The 19,224-nt window shown below is 57.6% G+C and carries 14 protein-coding genes and 1 pseudogene; 8 read left to right on the top strand and 7 right to left on the bottom strand.

Features of this window, described 5'->3' with window-relative positions; translation table 11 throughout:
* Positions 1-5 precede the first annotated feature (5 nt).
* Together FJ958_RS11020 and FJ958_RS11025 are read right to left on the bottom strand one after the other, a co-directional pair.
* A complete protein-coding gene (locus FJ958_RS11020; protein WP_140742404.1) occupies positions 6-938 on the bottom strand; it encodes a glycosyltransferase family 2 protein in 933 nt (310 codons plus the stop codon).
* Between the two features lie 167 nt (positions 939-1,105).
* Positions 1,106-3,097: a nucleoside-diphosphate sugar epimerase/dehydratase gene (locus FJ958_RS11025; protein ID WP_181176365.1), complete on the bottom strand. Its 1,992-nt coding sequence runs from the start codon at positions 3,095-3,097 to the stop codon at positions 1,106-1,108.
* Positions 3,098-3,509: 412 nt separating this feature from the next.
* On the opposite strand from FJ958_RS11025, the gene FJ958_RS11030 reads away from it, so the two are divergent.
* The 8 genes and pseudogenes from FJ958_RS11030 to FJ958_RS11065 all read left to right on the top strand — a co-directional run.
* A complete protein-coding gene (locus tag FJ958_RS11030; protein ID WP_140742406.1) occupies positions 3,510-4,301 on the top strand; it encodes an ABC transporter permease in 792 nt (263 codons plus the stop codon).
* A gap of 10 nt (positions 4,302-4,311) precedes the next feature.
* On the top strand, positions 4,312-5,052 hold the full coding sequence (locus FJ958_RS11035; protein WP_140742408.1) for an ABC transporter ATP-binding protein: 741 nt from the start codon (positions 4,312-4,314) through the stop codon (positions 5,050-5,052).
* Between the two features lie 241 nt (positions 5,053-5,293).
* Positions 5,294-6,421, top strand: coding sequence for a DegT/DnrJ/EryC1/StrS family aminotransferase (locus FJ958_RS11040; protein WP_140742410.1), 1,128 nt, complete (start codon positions 5,294-5,296; stop codon positions 6,419-6,421).
* Positions 6,406-7,356: a glycosyltransferase family 2 protein gene (locus FJ958_RS11045; RefSeq protein ID WP_140742412.1), complete on the top strand. Its 951-nt coding sequence runs from the start codon at positions 6,406-6,408 to the stop codon at positions 7,354-7,356. The genes FJ958_RS11040 and FJ958_RS11045 overlap by 16 nt, the downstream gene beginning before the upstream one ends.
* Positions 7,353-8,303 (top strand): WxcM-like domain-containing protein, encoded by a 951-nt coding sequence (locus FJ958_RS11050; protein ID WP_140742414.1) that lies wholly within the window; start codon positions 7,353-7,355, stop codon positions 8,301-8,303. Before FJ958_RS11045 ends, FJ958_RS11050 begins: the two co-directional genes overlap by 4 nt.
* A complete protein-coding gene (locus FJ958_RS11055) occupies positions 8,293-8,667 on the top strand; it encodes a GtrA family protein (protein ID WP_140742416.1) in 375 nt (124 codons plus the stop codon). Before FJ958_RS11050 ends, FJ958_RS11055 begins: the two co-directional genes overlap by 11 nt.
* A complete protein-coding gene (locus FJ958_RS11060; protein WP_181176366.1) occupies positions 8,667-10,178 on the top strand; it encodes a glucosyltransferase domain-containing protein in 1,512 nt (503 codons plus the stop codon). Before FJ958_RS11055 ends, FJ958_RS11060 begins: the two co-directional genes overlap by 1 nt.
* Positions 10,179-10,459: 281 nt before the next feature.
* Positions 10,460-10,610, top strand: a pseudogene (locus FJ958_RS11065) (IS630 family transposase); the annotation flags it as partial.
* A gap of 21 nt (positions 10,611-10,631) precedes the next feature.
* Here FJ958_RS11065 and FJ958_RS11070 read toward each other — a convergent pair.
* From FJ958_RS11070 to rfbB, 5 genes are all read right to left on the bottom strand, one after another.
* Positions 10,632-11,129: a methyltransferase domain-containing protein gene (locus FJ958_RS11070; protein ID WP_246679575.1), complete on the bottom strand. Its 498-nt coding sequence runs from the start codon at positions 11,127-11,129 to the stop codon at positions 10,632-10,634.
* A 243-nt stretch (positions 11,130-11,372) separates the two neighbouring features.
* The gene (locus tag FJ958_RS11075; protein WP_181176367.1) at positions 11,373-12,572 is read right to left on the bottom strand and encodes a polysaccharide pyruvyl transferase family protein; all 1,200 of its coding nucleotides are present in this window, start codon (positions 12,570-12,572) and stop codon (positions 11,373-11,375) included.
* Between the two features lie 54 nt (positions 12,573-12,626).
* Positions 12,627-17,243 (bottom strand): glycoside hydrolase family 99-like domain-containing protein, encoded by a 4,617-nt coding sequence (locus FJ958_RS11080; RefSeq protein WP_140742424.1) that lies wholly within the window; start codon positions 17,241-17,243, stop codon positions 12,627-12,629.
* Positions 17,240-18,148, bottom strand: coding sequence for a dTDP-4-dehydrorhamnose reductase (rfbD, locus tag FJ958_RS11085; RefSeq protein WP_140742426.1), 909 nt, complete (start codon positions 18,146-18,148; stop codon positions 17,240-17,242). Before rfbD ends, FJ958_RS11080 begins: the two co-directional genes overlap by 4 nt.
* Positions 18,145-19,215 carry a dTDP-glucose 4,6-dehydratase gene (rfbB, locus tag FJ958_RS11090; RefSeq protein ID WP_140742428.1) on the bottom strand — a complete coding sequence of 357 codons (1,071 nt, stop codon included), beginning with the start codon at positions 19,213-19,215 and terminating at the stop codon, positions 18,145-18,147. Before rfbB ends, rfbD begins: the two co-directional genes overlap by 4 nt.
* Between the last annotated feature and the right edge of the window lie 9 nt (positions 19,216-19,224).

Below are 19,224 nucleotides of genomic sequence, written 5' to 3' on the forward strand. Positions count from 1 at the left end.
GATGTTCAGATGCGCCCCAGGACGAAAGCGAGATAGAGCCCCAGGGTCCCGGCAAGTGTCTGTCGATAGACACCGCTTTTGCGCAGAGCGCCCAGGCGCTGGAAAAGACTGCCTTGCCGGCCCTTCGCGAACAGGTCGAGGCACGCCGCCGCATCCTTCGTGAGGATCTCGCGATTGAGGGCAAGACCGGCAAGATTGAGATCGGTCCAGCCGGCAAACTCGCCCTTGAACAGGCGGCCAAGCCGCGAGATCCTGGCCGGCCACGATACATTGGCGCCGACCAGGTTTGCCGCATGCTGCCGGTAGCGCACCAGCGGCCGCGGATCGTAACGGACGATGCCGCCCGCGCCGGTGACAATCAGATAGGCCCACCAGTCGTGACTGACGAAGCCGGTCCGTGCGGAAGCACCGGCCAGCAGATCGCGTGCGGCGCGATTGAGCAGGATCGTGTTGCCGCCAGCGATGCTCTGGACGAGCGCGTTGCGGAAGGATGGTGGCTGTTGAAACAGCGGCGAATAGCCGACAAGGCTTCCGGTTTCGGTCATGGTCGAGGTTCGCGAGCAGAACATCAACGGGATTCCGGCGTCGAACGCCTGCACCCATCGGATGGCGGTTTCCAGCCTGTCCGGCTCCCAGACGTCATCCTGATCGCTGAAAGCATAGCAGTCGGCATCGATGCGCCGGTCGAGAAGCATCGACCGGAAATTCGCGGCAAACCCTTGCCGCGGCCCGTCCACCAATGTCAGCCGACCCTTTGTCCAGCGGGGTTTCCAGGCCTCGATGATGGCAATCGTGCCATCGTTGGAGCCATCGTCGGATATCCAGAGGTCGATGAGAGGATGTGACTGCGCGAGCAGCGATTGCACTTGCTCATCGATGAAGGCGGCGCCGTCTTTCGTGCCCATCAGGACCGCAATGCGCAGATCTGCTTTATCCACTGAAGTCAAATACCTTGCATGTGCCCGAGATTTTGAGAGGCCCGAAGTCACGCTCCTTTGTCAGAAGCGGGTCCGGCTGTCGCGTCGAATCGGTTTCATGCGACGCGCATCAGGTCTTCGCTCTCATGCATGTCGCCCAAACCTAGGATCACTTTGGGTGACATGTATCAGTTCACCTGCCCGGCCGTCTTCGGGATGATGTCCTGATGCGCTTTCGCGCTCGTCTTCGTCGCGCGATCGAGGTCCACCAGGACAGCGAGCGAAGCCGCCTTGTCGTGGTTCTTCATCGATTGCTGCAGCGCTGCAAGAGCGGCCTGGACATCCGACCATTGCGCGACATCAGTGCTCAGGCCAAAAATCTTCGAAATACCGAGCTCGACCAATTCCTCGTCTTCGCCGTGCAGCGTCTCGTGGAGTTTTTCACCAGGCCTGATGCCGGTGAAGCGAATCGGGATATCCGTGTATGGGCTCTTTCCCGACAAGCGGATCATCGTTTCGGCCACTTCAAGGATCGGCACCGGCTTGCCCATGTCGAGCATGTAGACGGCATAGTCTTGGCTGCTTGGCCGCGACGCGGCATCGGCCGCCGACATGATGACGAGATCGACGGCTTCGGCGACAGTCATGAAATAGCGTGTCATGCGCCGGTCCGTGATGGTGACAGGCCCGCCTGCCTCGATCTGCGCCTGGAATATGGTCGCCACCGAGCCATTGCTGCCAAAGACGTTGCCGAAACGGACGGCGATGAACTTGGTGGCGGCATGCCGCCCGCCCGGTTCGCCGGCCGGTGTTCCGTGCAAGGCGCTGACGATCTGTTCGGCGGCCCGTTTGGTCATACCAAGCACGGATGACGGATCCACCGCCTTGTCGCTCGACACGAGGACAAATTGCGCCACCCCGCATTTGGCGGCGACGTCGGCGCAGACGAGCGTGCCTATAATATTGGTCTGGATGGCCGATTCCCAATTCTCCTCGAGCAGCGGAACGTGCTTCAGCGCCGCGGCATGGAAAATGATGTCGGGTTTGAACTCCGTGACGACACGCACCATCTGGCGCCGGTCCGCGACATCGACGATGCGGACCTTGAGGCGGTCATGGTCCTTCTCGTTGACATACTGGCTCAACTGGAAGATGCCAAACTCGGAATTGTCGGCGACCAGCACCGCCTCGGCCCCAAGTTCCAGAGACCGCTTGACCAGTGTGCGGCCGATGGAGCCGGCGCCTCCCGTAACCAGGACGCGCTTGCCGCCGACGAAGGCGCCGATGCGTTCGATATCGGACGGCACCGTGGGGCGGCGCAGGATCGTTTCCATCTCGACGGCGTCGAGAACGAGCTTTCCCTCCTGGCCCAGTTGCGAAAGCCCGGAGAACTGCACAACCGCTATGTCAGCGTGGCGGGCGACGCGAACCAGCTCGGAATATTCCTCGATCTCATGCTCGGCGCCGCTGCCGAAAATCAGGAGATCGAGGCTCTTGGTGCCGGTCGCATAGTCCTCCAGGACATCGATGAGGCGTGGTCGCGTCGCCACGACGGGGACACCTTGAATGCGCGTGCCCAGTGGCGCGCCATGCTCGGTCGCCATGATCCCGGCGATGGAATAGTCGGCGGGATCAGCCGTGCGCGTAAAGCGGATGATCAGGTCGGCTTCACCGAGGCGGCCGACGAACAATGCCTGTTTGGTGCCCGCCTTGTCGGCCTTGCGGTTCAGGATGCCCCAACTCGCACCGTCACGCAGGAAGCGGTAGAACAGACGGGGCGCCGAAATGATGGTGAAGGAGACGAGGAAAAAGACAATGAATTGGCGCTCGTTGAGGCCCGCGACAGGCTGGAAGAAGCGAAGGACCAGCGAAACGGCATAGAGCGTGAACGTCAAAATCGCGCAACTCTTCAGGATGTTGAAGAAATCAGGCGTCGAGGCGAAGCGCCAGACCGTGGTGTAGAGGCCGCAGTAGCGGAAAAGCAGGTGGCTGATGAGAACAATGCTGGCCCAGGTGGCCAGTCCCTCGCGGGACAACGCCTCGAACGAAAGATCCGACCGTGACAAGACAAGGCTGAGCGCCACCGCGACCAGGACCATGACCACGTCCTGGACCATCATGAAGGCGCGCCGCACTTCCGGCCTGAGTCCGAAGACAGCTTCCAGGTAAGTATTATTCATTAGGCAGTACTAACTCCGGCTCGCGGATATGAACATCAGCAAAGTGTGAGCACGAGTTATTCGTGGCCGATCACGCCTTCAAAGCATCATATCCGGCCCCCGCCGTGTTGTATCGCATACTGCGGGCGGGAGGCCATAGCTAGATGTTTTGTGGAAGGGAGAACGAATAAGAGCAGGTTTGATGCCTTATCCCCGGATGGTGGTCGCCGGCCCAAGGTCAGCCATGCGAATTGCGTAATCCCGCAACGTCAGCGTGTATTCGGTCCTGTCGCGGTTGACTCTGTCTGCGACCTCGTTACGACGCAATGCGTTGCCATAAGCTCGTCGCAATGGCTATTAAAAGGTCCCCGGTGGTTCGTCACGGACCTTGATGAGATGAAGCAGCGGAACAACAGATGCGATACTGCCCACGATGATTTCGGCACTAAACGGCGCCCTTGACGACATCTCGAAGGCCATGAGGCTGCACAGGGTCTGGATCGCGCTGGCCCACGAGGACATCGGCGACCAACACAGGCGCACGACGCTTGGCCCCCTTTGGCTGCTGGTCAACTATCTGGCTTTCATCGGCACTTTCATCTTCGTTTTCAAGACCAGCGACACGGACTCGGCCGGGTACACGGCCTACGCATCGATCGGCCTTGTTGTCTGGTTCTATCTTATGGAGATGATCAGTCTGAGCGTGCCCCTGTTTTCGCGCGAAGGCAGTTTCATTCAAGGCACGAGGCTACCACTCTTCGTGTATGTAATGCGGCTGACGGTGCAATGTATCATCCGAGCGGCCTATTCAGTCGCGGGTTGCATCGTCATTCTTCTGTTTAGTGGCCTGGGGATTAGCACTGAGTGGCTTCTCTCAATTCCAGGGATGCTGTTGATTGTCCTAGCAACGCCTGCAATGGTGACGGTCTTTGCGTTTCTGGGCGCATTCTTTCCCGACGCTCAGTTCATCGTTGGCAACATCATGCGGGTCGGCACGTTTCTTACGCCCGTCTTCTGGGTCTACCATGGGCAAAGCGGCATACAGAACTATGCCTATCATTGGAATCCGTTCACATATTTCCTGGAAGTGGTGCGCGCACCAATCGCGAGCGGCGAATTCCCAATGCATGCCTTTGTCTTGACGGCCTATATCTCCTTGGCCTTCTGGGTGATCGCGCTGTTGTTGCTGGGCAGATATCGCAAGCGCGTTGTTTTCCTGATCTGAGTTTCAAAAAATGATCTCCGTAAAGCTGGATAATGTCAGTCTTGCCTATCGTCTCTACGAAAAATTGACGCTTTCGGCGCCTGATCGCCGTTTAGGGGCTCTGGGCGGCACGATCGGACGCTCCGGCGGCATGCAGGTCGTGCAAGCGCTCGAAGATGTCAGCTTTGAACTTAAAGCAGGCGATCGTTTGGGTTTGGTCGGCCCAAACGGGGCAGGCAAGACGACACTGCTGAAGGTATTGTACGGCATCTATCAGCCCTCGTCCGGTACCGTATCTATCGAAGGCAAAGTCGACGCCTTGTTCAACATCAACATCGGATTTCGCCCGGAGGCGACGGGACGGCGAAATATCGTTCTGAGAGGGTTGATCAGCGGATGGACCGAGGCTGAGATCGAAGAAAAAATGCCGGAGATCATCACCTTCAGCGAACTTGGCGACTTTATCGATGTCCCGTTCAAAACCTACAGCCAGGGTATGGCCGCCCGTCTCGCTTTTTCAGCGGCGACAGCACTCGATCCCGAAATTCTGCTGATGGACGAATGGATCGGCGCCGGCGACGCCGCGTTTCAGGAAAAAGCCAAACGACGGATGGATGAGCTGGCAGAAAAGGCGGGCATCATCGTCCTGGCGAGCCACAATGAAAACCTGCTCGAAAGCGTATGCACGAAGAGAATGACGCTTAAGAACGGAAGGGTGGAATCTCTCATCACGAGACCAACAAAGAAGGTTGGAGCTCGAGCCAAGTCTTAACGACGCAAGTCCTCTTCCGTAATCCAGCCTCTTCCACTTACCAGGAGGTGAGACGCGTCGTTCGCACAATGAGCAAAAGTCCGTTGCGGTGGCGCCAGAATCCCAATAATTGTGCCTCTTATTCTGGCGCCTTTTACGCTTGCGATCGGATCCAGGGCTTGCCATGCCTGCGGCAACCGAGCTTGCCAACGTTCGCCCCTGCGAACATTCTCGAATGAAATATGCTTAAGCAGGTGAGCCAATGACGAAACAAGAAACCATTCCGATGAATGACCTGAAGCGCCTTTATCAGCGCTATCAGATCGAAATTGAACGCGAGGTGGCAAGCACTTTACAGTCGGGATGGTGGCTCAATGGCGCGGTGGGCAAGAGATTTGCGGCAAATTTTTCCAAGTTCATAGGTGCTTCCGAATGCATCCTTGTGGCCAACGGTACCGACGCGCTCGAGTTTGCGTTGGCTGCGGTCACGCGCGGTGGGTCGCGCGGACGTGAGGTTATCCTGGCGGCCAATGCCGGGGGATATGCCAGCTGTGCGAGCTGGCATAACGATCTTGTTCCGCACTACGTCGATATCGAACCAGCCAGCCAACTGGTAGATCGTCGATCGGTGCTCAAAGCGGCCAACGCGGACACCGCTGCAATCGTTGTGACCCATCTTTATGGCGGCGTCGTCGATGTGCGCGCGCTCCGGACCGAACTCGCCGATGCTGGGCTCCCGCACATTCCGATCGTGGAGGATTGCGCGCAAGCGCACGGGGCAAGGGTCGGCGGCGACGTTGCGGGTTCGCTGGGAGATATCTCCACTTTCAGCTTCTATCCAACCAAGAATCTCGGGGCCATGGGTGACGGCGGCGCCGTTCTCACCTCCAACGCCTCGGCCGCGGCATATGTGCGGCAACTGCAGCAATATGGCTGGAGTTCAAAATATCATGTCGGCGTGCCCAATGGCCGCAACTCTCGCATGGACGAGGTTCAAGCTGCGATACTGGACATTTTGTTGGGCGACGTTGATAACCGCAACGGGCAGCGGCGTACCATTCTCAACCGTTACAAGTCGGCCTCCGGGCGTCGATTGCAATTCTTGGAAGGTGGCGGCGGCAGCGTCGCACATCTCGCGGTCGCGCTCTGCGACGACCGGGATGCGTTCAGGACGTTTATGAAAGAACGTGGCGTCGATACCGACATCCACTATCCTGTGCTGGATTGCGACCAGGTCGGCTGGGCGGCAATGCCGATGAAGGGAATGGAAAATCTCGCCGTTTCAAGAGCCAGCGTCAGCCGCCTCTGCTCCGTTCCCTGCTATCCCGACATGACGGAAGACGAAATAGAGCATGTGTGTCAGGTGCTCCGAGCATGGGAGGCAGTGTGACAACACGCTCGATTGTTTTCCCGATCTATCGAAATCAGGCGAACATCCCCTCCCTTTTGCAAGCGGTCGCAGATTTCCATTCCAGATATCAAGGTGACATCGAGTTCGTCTTCGTTGTCGACGGATCTCCTGATGAATCCGGCCCTCTGCTGGTCAGGGCATTGAAAGGCTCGGGCTACGATTACAAGATCATCTTCCACAGCCGGAATTTCGGCTCATTCACCGCCATTCGAACCGGGCTCGAACATGCGTCAGGCGAACAGGTCGCCGCCATGGCCGCCGACCTGCAGGAACCGCCGGACCTGATCGTCGAATTCTTTTCAAAACTGGCACAGGATGAAGCGGATGTGGTGTTTGGTCAGCGAACCGGGCGGAGCGATCCGCCCCTGACCAAATTTCTGTCGCGAATTTTTTGGGCAGCCTATCGCAAGTTGGTTTTGCCAAGCATGCCAAGTGGCGGGGTCGATATCTTCGCCTGCAATCGCCAGGTCCTGGAAGCGATCCTGTCGATTGAAGAACCCAACAGCTCACTTGTCGTGCAGCTGTTCTGGGTCGGGTTCAGACGGGAATTCGTGCCGTACCGCCGCCGGGAACGAGAGCATGGAACAAGCGCCTGGAGTATGGCGCGACGGTTCCGATATATGATGGACAGCATTCTCTCGTTCTCCGACTTCCCGATCATGCTCACGCTATGGGTGGGTTTTGCCGGCTGTGTGCTGAGCATTCTGTTTGCAGCGGTTACCGTTATTGCTCGCCTGCTTGGAAATATCGACCCTGCCGGCTACACGACACTGGTGCTGCTGATCGTCGGCTTCGGTTCAGCAAGCCTCATGGTTCAGGGCATCCTGGGTTGCTATCTCTGGCGGGCGGTCGAGAATACCAAGTCGCGTCCACTTAGAATCATCAGCCGCGTCATTGACGGAACAGCTAAATGACCGACAAGCCATTTTTCGTCCACGAACGCGGCATCTGCGAAAGCCTCCGCGTCGGCAGTGGAACTCGCATCTGGGCGTTCGCCCATGTCCTCCCTGATGCCGTGATCGGCTCGAACTGCAACATCTGCGACCACGTCTTCATCGAGAACGACGTGATCGTCGGCGATGACGTGACCATCAAGAGTGGTGTCCAGCTCTGGGATGGCGTGCGCTTGGGCGATGGCGTGTTTGTCGGCCCGAATGCGACCTTCACCAACGATCGCTTTCCGCGTTCCAAGGAGTATCCCGAGGCGTTTCTGCTGACGACTGTCCAGGACGGCGCGTCGATCGGCGCCAACGCGACGATCCTGCCGGGCATTGTGATCGGCCGCCGAGCGATGATCGGCGCGGGTGCAGTGGTGACAAAAGATGTCCCCGCCAACGCCGTTGTCGTCGGAAACCCGGCCGTGATCGTCGGCTACCAGACCGGCCCGCAAATCGTGTCGGCACTGACGCAGACCCAACCCGGCGCGGTCGGCGAGAAAATGTCGCTTGGAGTTGGCGGCAGCGAACTGTGGCGGCTGCCGCATTTTGGCGATTTGCGCGGTGAGCTTGCGCCGCTGGAATTCGGCTCGGACCTGCCCTTCGAGCCGGTCCGCTCATTCATGGTCTACGGTGTGCCCTCCGACAAGGTCAGGGGCGAGCACGCGCACCGGGAATGCCAACAATTCCTTATCGCGGCTCATGGCCGCCTATCCGTGGTCGTGGATGACGGCCATGACAGGAAAGAGGTTTCGCTCACCGAGCCTTCGATCGGCCTCTACATTCCGCCCGGTGTCTGGGGAATCCAATACAAATTTCAGCCAGATACGGCACTGCTTGTCCTGGCTTCACATCCCTATGATGCCGGCGACTACATCAGGGATTATGCTGATTTCCTGGATACGGTCAGGCAGGATGGCAGTTGATCGAATTGGCGGCGATGCTGTCCGCTTCCTTGTCGCCGGCGGCCTGAACACTGCATTGACGAGTGCCGTCTATTTCGCCGGTCTGATCGTGCTCCCTTCGGGGTTGTCCTACGCGCTTGCCTGGCTGGCAGGCCTCGTGTTTGTAATGGTGTTCTACCCTGACCGTGTCTTTCCAGGAAGCCGTACAGGTCTTACGGATCGGCTGGCGATCGGGGCCACGATCGCAGTTGTGTTCGTGGTCGGATTGGTGAGCCTTCACGTTCTCCAAGCCATCCTGCAAAACAACGTGATGGCATTCATCTTAACTCTTGCCACGACAACCGTCCTAAACTTCCTTTTTTCTCGATGGATACTCCGCAGATAATGCTGATTCGACCAAGCACAATTCGACCTGCCATCACTTTTTTTGCGATTTTTGTCGCGATGTATTTCTCTGAACTGGCTTCCTTTTCGCTGTCAGTTGACGAAGAAGTGGCCGCCTTCCGAACGGATGCGTCGATCTGGATCGTTCAGGGACGCTGGGGCGCATATCTGATCGAAAGATTCCTTATTACCCACCCGGTGATGCCTTTGCTGGCGCCGGCCGTCTTTGGCGCAGGTTGTGTCGCCGCCTACCTTCTCGTCATGGACGCCATCGGCAAGGACGAGTTCACCGTCCCCGAGTATGCATGCTTTGCGGTCTTCTGCGGCTTTCCAAGCTGGTTCTTCATCGTCGAATTCTATTCGAACATTGCCGCAGTCGGGATCGGCCTGTTCGCCACCGCCCTTGCGCTTTGGCTGATCGCCCAAACAGACTTTTCGCTGCGGAGTCCGCGCTTCCTTGGCGCAGTTGCTGCGGGCGGTTTCGCGATTTCGATCTATCAGAGTTTCGCGCCAGCAATTCTGGTACTCGGCATCGCGATCTCAATTCTGCAGGCGCGGGGCGATACCGAAAAATCGGTGCCGAAATTTCTGCTTCGCGTTGGCATCCTGCTGGCCGGCGCCATTTTGTTCTACGCGATGGGCAATGCCATTTTCAGATCGTTCACATCCATGCGGAACGAGTATTTCGACTCGCTTTCCCAGCCGGGGTTTCTGTTTCAACATCCAGTTATAGTCATTGAGCGCGTCCTGCAGGCGATGGGAGGAGCGTATGGCCTGGACAAGGGCACCTACGCCGTTGTGTTGTGGACTATTCCCCTGATGCTGAGCCTGGGCGGCTGGGAAATCTTCAGGGGATCGACCCACTCAAGGCTGCTATCGACAGCAGCAGCCTTTGTTTCGCTGCTTGTCCCCTTCAGTCTTCATTTTCTCGCTGCGGGCAACATGCCAGTCAGAAGCCTCGTCGGGCTGCCGATCGCCGTGTGGCTATTTGTCTATGTCGCGGTGACCAGCAAAAACTCCAGAATCAAAACAGCCTCGGCGATCTTGCTGGCGGTGGCGCTTTTTCAATTCCAGGTGATCCAGAATTATCGTCAGGCATCCAGCTATCTGGTCGACAAGCACGACACTCTTTTGGCGGGCGCCATCTACGACAGACTGTCGGTCACACCCGGTTTTGATGCAAAACGCACCTATGCTTTAAGTGTGTTCGGCGCACAGCCATTTGTAACCAACTATCCCAGGCCTCCCGATTCGACAGTCGGTCACTCTTTCTTCGAATGGGACGGCGGCAATCCTTGGCGTATCGCCTACTATATGAAGTTGCTTGGCTATTCCAATTTGAACGGCACGACCCCGGAGCAGGTGAAGCAAACGATCGTCCGTCTTTCGACCATGCCTGTGTGGCCGGCTCCCGGCAGCGTGGAAATCAAAGATGATATCGTCTTGATAAGGCTCGGTGAGTCGCCGAGTTATGCAAACCAGCAGGCTCTTAAAAGTACAGCCAATCAATGAGAAACGCCGCAAATAGTTCGGGGCTGAAACCTATGGCACCCGGTCGTCATCGTCATCTTGGATCGCTTGGGCCTCTACCGCGCGATCTACGTATCTTTCGGTGGAGCATCCTTGCCGTTCGCCAGCTCAATGATGGTTACCCTTCTGGCGTTGATACATTGCTAAGCTATCGCTATATCGAGCGGCCCGGCATGAGGCGCTCTGCTCTCGGACGACCAGCTTGAAGACTTTTGCATGAAGGCCGTCGCGACCGCCCGTCGGCTCAGCCGCCATCCGGCTTCGACTTCAATCCTATCGAGAACGCCTTCTCAAAACTCAAGGCTCTCTTGCATGCCAAACCGGAGCGAACCGTCAAAGCCTAAGGATCGCTACGGTGCCGAACTGCAATCTCCGACCGAGTGCGAAAGACCACTTCGAAGCCCAGGGCTATGATCCGATTTCGTAGGCGATGCTCTAGCGGGCGCGTTTATGAGCCAAATATACCTCGGTGAACTCGCCTATTATGCCGTGCCGGTGATCGTGAAAACGGTACACCTCAACGTCCATTCCTGACCACTGTTGGATCAGTTCCGGGAGGTCGTAACCATAGTGGAATGTTACGAGCGAACCGGCGTCACTCACCGGATTTCCATGATACTCTGGCTCGCCAATGTACTGGATCGTTCCATCCGGTCTGTAGAGCGCACGACGCTCACTGACACTCTTGCCCTTGTAGGTGGGAACGGTGAAAAGATAGGCGCCACCAGGTTTCAGGGTCCGGGCAACCTCCTTTGTCACCCGCTCCGGCATATTCACATGCTCCATTACGTCAAGTGTTATCACCAGATCAAAAGTCGCATCACCAAACGTCTGCGCTTCCAGATTTTCGTTTCGGACGCCCTTGATAGACGAGCCCAAATGCTCCTTGGGAAAGTATTGCGATTCGACATAGGCAGCACATTCCCGCTTCAACTTCGGAGAAATTCCCCGAGGGGTGGGAGACGATTCATGGATAGCGAGATTGCGCCAATGAGGAGCATGTCGCGTGAGCGTAAGAGCCAAAGCTCGCTCGCGCGGGATCGATCCGCATCTGGAGCAGAGGAGATGATCGCGATACCAATCAAAACTAGCAGCAAACTCAACATGAGCCTCACAGATCGGACAGTAGCCGGCTCGACGGTAAACTAGCGAAGAATCAGAATTCATAGAGCACCATTAGGATCCTCCAAAACGAAGCCGCAAGCCGGATGCTGCTTTGGTTACAAGGTCGGACAACCGCGAAAGAGCACCGCCGCCGCGCTGCTGCTCCAGCCTATGGCTGACCCCATTCGCCGAAAGGAATTGGGCAAAACGATCATATAGAACGGTGTACTTGCGCTGAAAACCATCATAGTCGCCAACGCGCGCAAGCTGGTGGACATCCAATTGTCCTACCTTCCCAACCGGGACGTGCGGGATGCTCATAAGCTCCGCCATTTCCGTCGTTCTTGAGTCATGGGAAATAATAGTTGCAGGAATGCCGTTGGTTAACGCGATCAAGTTCCCGTGAAAGCGTGTCCCTACTGAATAGTCTACCTTCGATATATACCGATCCCATTCCGCCAGATCGAAGAAAAATTTTGCTTTCTCTTTGATATGCCTTACATAGACAGTCGGATCCACGTCCATATTCATCTGCTCAAGCACTGCTCGAGCATTCTCGAAATCAATTTCTTGCCCGTCTCCGGAAAGTAACATTCTCATTTCCGGTTCTTCGTTCTGAAGGACATAGGGATAGTGATTATCGATAGACATTTTCAAAAGATCAGCCTCAACGCGTCGAGCGGACTCAGGATCTCCCGAATGCAAAAATACATTTCGCGATCCATTCACCGCAATTTTCAGCTTGGCGCCCTTTCTCGGCCTCTTTATTCTCAAGTCACGACGCAATTTACGAAACAGGCTTGGGCATCCAACCTCTGTAACGTTCTTTATTCCGAAGTCATTCATGACTTCAGCCGTAAAATGGCCACGAACTCCAACCGTTTTACTGCGCTCGGATATGATATGAAGGAACCTCTTACTACCTTCTGGAATATCCGTTACTTTGTGACCAATGGCAGGCGCCTGCGCACCAAGTCCAGCGACCACGCATGGTAGTTTTGTTGGCTCTATAAAGTCAGCCAGATAAGACAAATCAAAGTCTTTGTAAATGAAATTTGCCGCAGAGATAGCTATGATATCGAAACGTTCATTTACCTGATGCGGGGAGTAACCCAATCCTTGCCCGAATTCCTCAAAGCGAAGCTCCTCGAACAGAGACTGCCCTATCAAAAGATTTCCGGTGTTATACCCAACGACTTCAAATTTTTTTTCAAAGGCAATCTGCGGGTCAGGATGCGGAGCTATTGGCGCTCCGAGAAAAAGAATCCTCACTAAAATCTCCTCGCCGCTCTATAAACGTGTAATTTTCGACAATCGCCAGCATTGTCATTCATGAATTGGGATGCCAAACTGCTCACTGAGTTCACGTTCGTAGATGCTTGCCCGCTTGAGCGCAACAGGCCCAAGTTCGTGCCTGTGTATCGTGTCAGCCTGCACCTGCCTAATCTCCTGTAGGTGCCTTAAATCAAAATTTCCTACAGTCACGCTCGACTGATGTCGGCGGTGAGAATTGAGAGAGCGAGGCGAAAAAGCAATAGAACCATGCTCAAGTAGACGCAAATATGTCACCCAATCCCCGGCGTTGCGCAACGACATAATCTCTTCGCTGTGCTTGGCTAACGCGTCCTCGATCGCCTCCCTTCGAAACAAAACCCCACTGACGTTAGGAATGGTGTTCTTGAGATACAGCGCCTCGGCAATTTCCCGACGGCCATCGATGACATAGGGCCTTGTCCACCGAGCGCGGTCAATATCGGCCACATAGTCGAGATAGTGCTCTGACAAGACGCGGCCGACACCGTCTATCTGACGCGACTGGCAGTAACTCATCACGACTTCGTCACGCTCAAAGGCCGGCATAAGCTCTGCCAGAAAGCCGGGATCGGCCAAGTCGTCGGCTTCTGCGATCCAAACGTAATCGCCGCGCGCCATTTCAACGCCACGCATCCATTGGCGGAAAACCGAGCCTGAATTCTGGGCATTCACGACCAGCCTGCATGGAATGTCGCATTGGGCTCGAAATTCCTCGATGATTTCGATGCTGCCGTCGGTAGAAGCGTCGTCCAGAACGATGATCTCATAGGGCCGCACCGTCTGCCGGACAATCGAATCAAGGCGCGCACCGAGATAACGGGCATAGTTGTAGTTCGGCACTATGACGGACACGCGCGGCAACGGCCTCTCAGCGTAAGCCAGCAGGTCGTGCAGGTAATGGCTGAAGTCAAACTCCTGTCGGACGATCTCCTGGCCGGTGCCTGCAAGTCGCCGCGCATCATCTGGGTCATCAAGCAGACCGCCAATGGCTGTTGCCATGGCATCGGTGTCGAACCCGGGGACAAGAATGCCGCAATCGCGCCTCAGCAGATCCTGGAAGCCGCCGGCGCCCTCGAACGCGACCACCGGGATCGCCGCATCAAGCGCTTCGAGCACCACCGAAGGGAACGGATCTTCACGCGAGGTCAACGCGTAGACATCGGCCGCGAAATAGTATTCCTGCGGGTTCTCGACCAGTCCAACGAAAACGAAGCGATCCTCAAGGCCAGCCTCTTTCGCCCGTTGTATTTGCTTTGCATGCAGGCTGTGGTCGAAGTGGCCGAGCCAGACAGCGACCACATCTGGCCTGGTCCCCATCACCTTTAGGCAAGCATCCACGAAAAGATCGAGGCCCTTCCGATGGTCGGCATAGCCAGCGCACAAGACGATGCTGGCGTTCGACGACAACCGCAACTTCTTGCGGACCGTCTCGCGGACCATTTGGCGTTCGGCGGCGCGATAGGGCGTACGCAGGTATAGACCCTGCGGTCTGACAACCGACTGGCGAACCGCCCGGCCGACAAACTCCTCGAACCCGGCCTTCACGATCGCGGCTGGGAAAACAACCATGTTGGCGCTTTCAGCAATTGCGGCCGCAGCATCGGCGAGTCCGTACGACCGCAGGATTCCAGGAAGTTCATGGATCAGAGATACCGTGCGAAATCCGGCACGCTTCAGCAACGGTACGATATCGCCGGAAACCGTCGTATTGACGATCGCGACGTCCGCGCCGGCATTCCTGATGGCAGTCAAACGGGATAACACATCGGCATCACCACGCTCAGGCAGGTCGATCCTGTGCACTGTCGCGACACCGGCGAAGCGGCCGAGCAGCGGCCCATCGCCAAGGACGATCATGTCGACATCAAATTGCAGTCTCCCAAATTCGCGAGCCATCGCCAGCGCCAGCAGTTGCGCTCCGTGCGGATGGGCATCGTGGGAAACGACAACTATGCGCGGCCTCGATTTCCCGCCCGCCGCCTCCAGAGCGTCGCGGGTCGCCTGTAGATAGGCATAACCGTTTACGTTGTCTGGCTCCAGGTGCGCGCCTTCCGCCCATTCGTTCCAGGCATTGACGAAGACCAGTCGCTCGGACGGCTCCTCGATATGAGCCAGCGTGTCCTCGATGGCGTTGTCGAGCCATTTGCGGTAGAGCGCGGGGGTGTTGTTGATGAATACGGTGCCGCCGTGCTTGCGGCGCGCGGTGTTGTCCCAGCCTGGGCAAACCGAACGGAAGAGTTTGTATTTGCGGGGCGGATAGTTCTCGCTGCGCTGCGGGAAAACCGACCAGTCATAAACGGTTGATGCAAAATCCCCATGCAGCGGCGTCACGGTGTGCGTGACGTTTGGCGGCGCGGAATTGTTTGGGGGAAATTCAACAGCACCATCGAACCCATAGCGATCAGGAGACACGGACTCGAAGGATTGGGTATAGGCGAGGAAAATTTCCCCAACGCCGTTATCCCGGCACCATTTCCGCCAGCGCCCGGCCGTCTCCGCTGCCGCCGGAAGCAAGCTTGGGCGATACACAAGCAGCAGTGGCTTGCCGTCGATGCGGATGTAGCGGGGGTCGCTCAGGTAAGGAGCCACCTCGGCGATAAAGGCGAGATCGTCCTGAGGAGAATGGTCCTGGGCGATAAGTATTTCCTGATCCATGCCATCCCAGCGGCGTGACCAGTTCTCATTGGCCCAGCAGAGGCAAAACGGCATATCGAGGCTCTTGTCCTCAAGCCAATTTTCGAGCGGCGTTTCCAGGAGCCGCTTGCCGCCGAACCAATAAAAGTAGAAACAGAAACCCTCCACGCCATAGAGCTTTGCCAGTTCGATCTGCTGACGCTGCACGGCCGTATCGCGCAAATCATAATAGCCAAGCCCCTCCGGCACGTGCGGCTGGTAATGGCTGACAAACTGCGGCTGAGCGGGCCTGACGTTGGTCCACTCAGTGAAACCCTCCCCCCACCATTCATCATTTTCCGGGATCGGATGGAACTGTGGCAGGTAGAATGCGATTACCCGCACCGGCTTTTGAAGCAAAGGCGGCCCTGCGAGGCGCGGCAGGTAGACCGGCTCTGGCGCAAGACTCGGGCCAGACCTGAACAGAACCGCCTGTGAGCCTCCGCCCAGGGGAGCATCAGGCGCCTCCAGGCTTCTCCAGGCGCGATAGGCGTTCGTCACGCCAAACAGCGAGGGAAACCGCGAGAAAACAGTGCTCTTCAACTTTCTCTTCGCATCGTTAGACAGCGGCAGATCGTGCCAACAGCGGTAAGCGGCGCGAGCCATGATGCGGCGAACTCCGGCGGGCGCTCTGCCGATGGCGCGGGCGCGATTCCCAAGCCCTCGCAATGGCTTGGTGAGCTGCCAGGACGTACTGGCATAAACGGCATGGAGAACGCCGTGCAGCCGGGCTTCCTCGGAGCGCGCATTGTCGCGGTCTGCAAGCAAGCTGCCGGTCATTTCTCGCACGGCATGAAGAACGCCGTGCAGCCGGGCTTCCTCGGAGCGCGCATTGTCGCGGTCTGCAAGCAAGCTGCCGGTCATTTCTCGCGCGGCCGACAATTCTTCTTGCAGAGCCTGGACCTCTTCGGCCCTGGCGTTGATTTGCGCCCTTGCCTGTGCGATCTCGTCTTCGTGATCCCTGACATGCGCGCGCATTGCGACCAGTTTGCTGGAGAAAGCCTTGATCAGAGCCCCTTGCCGTCCCACCAACTCTCTGTTGGTCGCAATTTCTTCTTCCATGGTCACCGCCTTCAACGACCACGGATTCCCGGTTTGATCGGCCGCCTCGTTCTCGGTGCCGTCGAGAGGAACCATGCTTCCGTCGGCGAGAGCGATCCTGCCTTGCACGCTGCGAGGCCCCAGGACGTTTTCCTGGATCGGTCGCTTCGTTACGATGCAGAGCGAGTTCAGGAATTCGATGGAATGGATCGATGCCAGAGCAGCATCATCGAAGGCGACCTCATGCTTTTCGGCGAAGGTGGCCAAAGCCTCCATCCGACTGCGGTTCAGCCCCCAATGCTCATGGTTGACCACATCAAGAAGACGTTTGAAAAATGACATCGAGGAAAGAGGATCGTAGAGGCCGCCCTCGAACTCCCGCCAATAGCTGCAATGCAAATCTTCCACTATATACAGCCCGCCCTGGGAAATGTAAGGAAAATAGCGGGCGAAGGAGCGTATAATGTCGGACGACGTGTGCGACCCGTCATCTATGATAATATCAAATTCTTTGGAAACCGCAGCAATATTGCTTTCTACCTCATCCGTATTTGCGTCCCCGACAATAACAGCGATTTTCTTGTCGTCGAAAACCAGATTGCCGCACGCCACATTGATGTCGCATCCGAGAACGAGTTCCGCTTTGGTAAAATATTCCCGCCAGACCTCGAGTGAACCGCCGTTCTGGACCCCGATTTCCAGAATTCGAACCGGTCTGTTTCGATATTGCGCGAAGATTCGGTCATATGTCTCAAGATAGATCGACCATTTGTCCGAAATCTTGCCGCTATGGGCCAGGTACAGGTCACGAAGTGAGCTGTCTGGTGCTTCAGCTTGCTTGGTTATCATCCCGGCGTGCACTTCAGGTCCGGCGTCGCCAGCAGTCTGCCGCTCCGGCAAAGGAAACTCGCTCATGCGGTTAATGCCTGTTTCGTCTCACCGACCACAAGCCGGCGCACCACCTTGTCCGCCGATCGCCGCCAGTCCGGCGCGTTCCAGCCGAAGGTGGAGGCGAATTTCGCGCTCGATAGCCGGGAGTTGGCGGGGCGGCGCGCCTTGGTCGGATAGTCCATCGTAGCAATGTCCCGTACCCGCGCCCAAGGGCCACCAAACACGCGGCTTGTGTCGAGGATATGACGGGCAAAATCGCTCCAATTGGTCTCGTCCGTGCCAGCCAGATGATAGATGCCGAACGCTGTGAAGCTGTTGTCGCGCCGCAACACGGCCGCCGCATGCAGGATCGCGTCGGCGATATCAAGCGCCGATGTGGGATTTCCCCATTGATCGGCCACCACGGAAATCTCGTCGCGGTCGGCGGCCAGCCGCAGCATGGTTTTCACGAAATTCCTGCCGAACGGGCTGTAGACCCAGGCGGTGCGCAGGATCAGGTGGCGCAGGTTAGCGGCGGCTACCGCCTGCTCGCCGGCGAGCTTGGAGGCGCCATAGACACCGAGCGGCGCCGTCGCGTCGGTCTCGACATAGGCGCCGGGGGCGCTGCCGTCGAAGACGTAATCAGTCGACAGATGGATGACGGGAACGCCGAGCCGCGCCGCCGCTTCAGCCACCTTGCCGGCGCCGGTCGCGTTGACCGCAAAGGCCAGATCGGGTTCGTCCTCAGCCTGATCCACGGCCGTGTAGGCAGCGGCCGAGACGACGATATCCGGCTTCGCAACCGCGATGGCGTCGATGACGGTTTGGGGTCTTGTCAGGTCGAGTTCGGGACGGCCGATGGCGACGACCTCCACGCCGGCATTTCCCTGGCCGGCCTCCAGAAGACTTGCCGCGACCTGGCCGTCGCGTCCGGTGACAACGAGCCTCACGCGCCCACCTTGCGGGCTTCGCCCAATCTTTCGCCGGCATAGCGCTGTTCGCGGATCGGTCCCCACCACCACTTGTTGTCGAGGAACCAGTCCACGGTTCGAGCCAGGCCGCTGTCGAAATTTTCCCTGGGCGCCCAGCCGAGCTCGCGGCCGATCTTGGAGGCATCAATGGCGTAGCGGCGGTCGTGGCCGGGACGGTCTGTGACGAAGGAGATCAGCTCGCGATAGCGCCGGCCGCCGGCCCTGGGACGCCTGATGTCGAGCAGATCGCAGATCGTCTCGACGACGGAAAGGTTCGTGCGCTCCGAATTACCGCCGACATTGTAGCTCTCGCCCGGCATGCCCTTGGTGGCGATCAGTTCCAAAGCTCGCGCGTGGTCCTCGACGAACAGCCAGTCACGCACATTGGCGCCGGCGCCATAGACCGGCAGCGGCTTCTCGTCGAGCGCGTTGAGGATGACGAGCGGGATCAGTTTTTCGGGGAAATGATAGGGACCGTAATTGTTCGAACAGTTGGAAAGCACGATTGGCAGGCCATAGGTCTCGTGCCAGGCCCGCACCAGATGATCAGAGGCCGCCTTGGAGGCGGAATAGGGCGAGGACGGCGCGTAAGGCGTCTCCTCGACGAACATGCCGCCATCGAAGGGCAGGTCGCCGAACACCTCGTCGGTCGAGACATGATGGAAGCGGAAGCGGCTTTTCCTGTCGTCGGATAGGCTGCGCCAGTATTCGAGCGCGGCATTGAGAATCTTGTAGGTGCCGACGATATTGGTCTCGATGAAGGCGCCAGGCCCGTCGATCGAACGGTCGACATGGCTCTCGGCCGCAAGGTTTATGACGATGTCGATGTCATCACGGTGCATTATGTCGAGGACCGCCCTCTCGTCGCAGATATCGGCCTGGGCGAAGCTGTAATTATGGGCATTCTCGATCGGCCTCAGCGAGGCCAGGTTGCCGGCGTAGGTCAGCTTGTCGAGATTGGTCACCCGGTAGGCCGGATTGGCGCACAGATGCCGGCATACCGCCGAGCCGATGAAACCGGCGCCGCCTGTCACCAGAAAGTTCATACCACTATC

Source organism: Mesorhizobium sp. B2-3-5, from assembly GCF_006442395.1.
Taxonomy (GTDB): Bacteria; Pseudomonadota; Alphaproteobacteria; order Rhizobiales; family Rhizobiaceae; genus Mesorhizobium.

Excerpts from the sequence above, each read along its gene's own strand:
- FJ958_RS11025 (WP_181176365.1), bottom strand. The coding sequence starts at position 3,097 with ATGAATAATACTTACCTGGAAGCTGTCTTCGGACTCAGGCCGGAAGTG.
- FJ958_RS11030 (WP_140742406.1), top strand. The coding sequence starts at position 3,510 with ATGATTTCGGCACTAAACGGCGCCCTTGACGACATCTCGAAGGCCATG.
- FJ958_RS11035 (WP_140742408.1), top strand. The coding sequence starts at position 4,312 with ATGATCTCCGTAAAGCTGGATAATGTCAGTCTTGCCTATCGTCTCTAC.
- FJ958_RS11040 (WP_140742410.1), top strand. The coding sequence starts at position 5,294 with ATGACGAAACAAGAAACCATTCCGATGAATGACCTGAAGCGCCTTTAT.
- FJ958_RS11045 (WP_140742412.1), top strand. The coding sequence starts at position 6,406 with ATGGGAGGCAGTGTGACAACACGCTCGATTGTTTTCCCGATCTATCGA.
- FJ958_RS11050 (WP_140742414.1), top strand. The coding sequence starts at position 7,353 with ATGACCGACAAGCCATTTTTCGTCCACGAACGCGGCATCTGCGAAAGC.
- FJ958_RS11055 (WP_140742416.1), top strand. The coding sequence starts at position 8,293 with ATGGCAGTTGATCGAATTGGCGGCGATGCTGTCCGCTTCCTTGTCGCC.
- FJ958_RS11060 (WP_181176366.1), top strand. The coding sequence starts at position 8,667 with ATGCTGATTCGACCAAGCACAATTCGACCTGCCATCACTTTTTTTGCG.
- FJ958_RS11080 (WP_140742424.1), bottom strand. The coding sequence starts at position 17,243 with ATGAGCGAGTTTCCTTTGCCGGAGCGGCAGACTGCTGGCGACGCCGGA.
- rfbB (WP_140742428.1), bottom strand. The coding sequence starts at position 19,215 with ATGAACTTTCTGGTGACAGGCGGCGCCGGTTTCATCGGCTCGGCGGTA.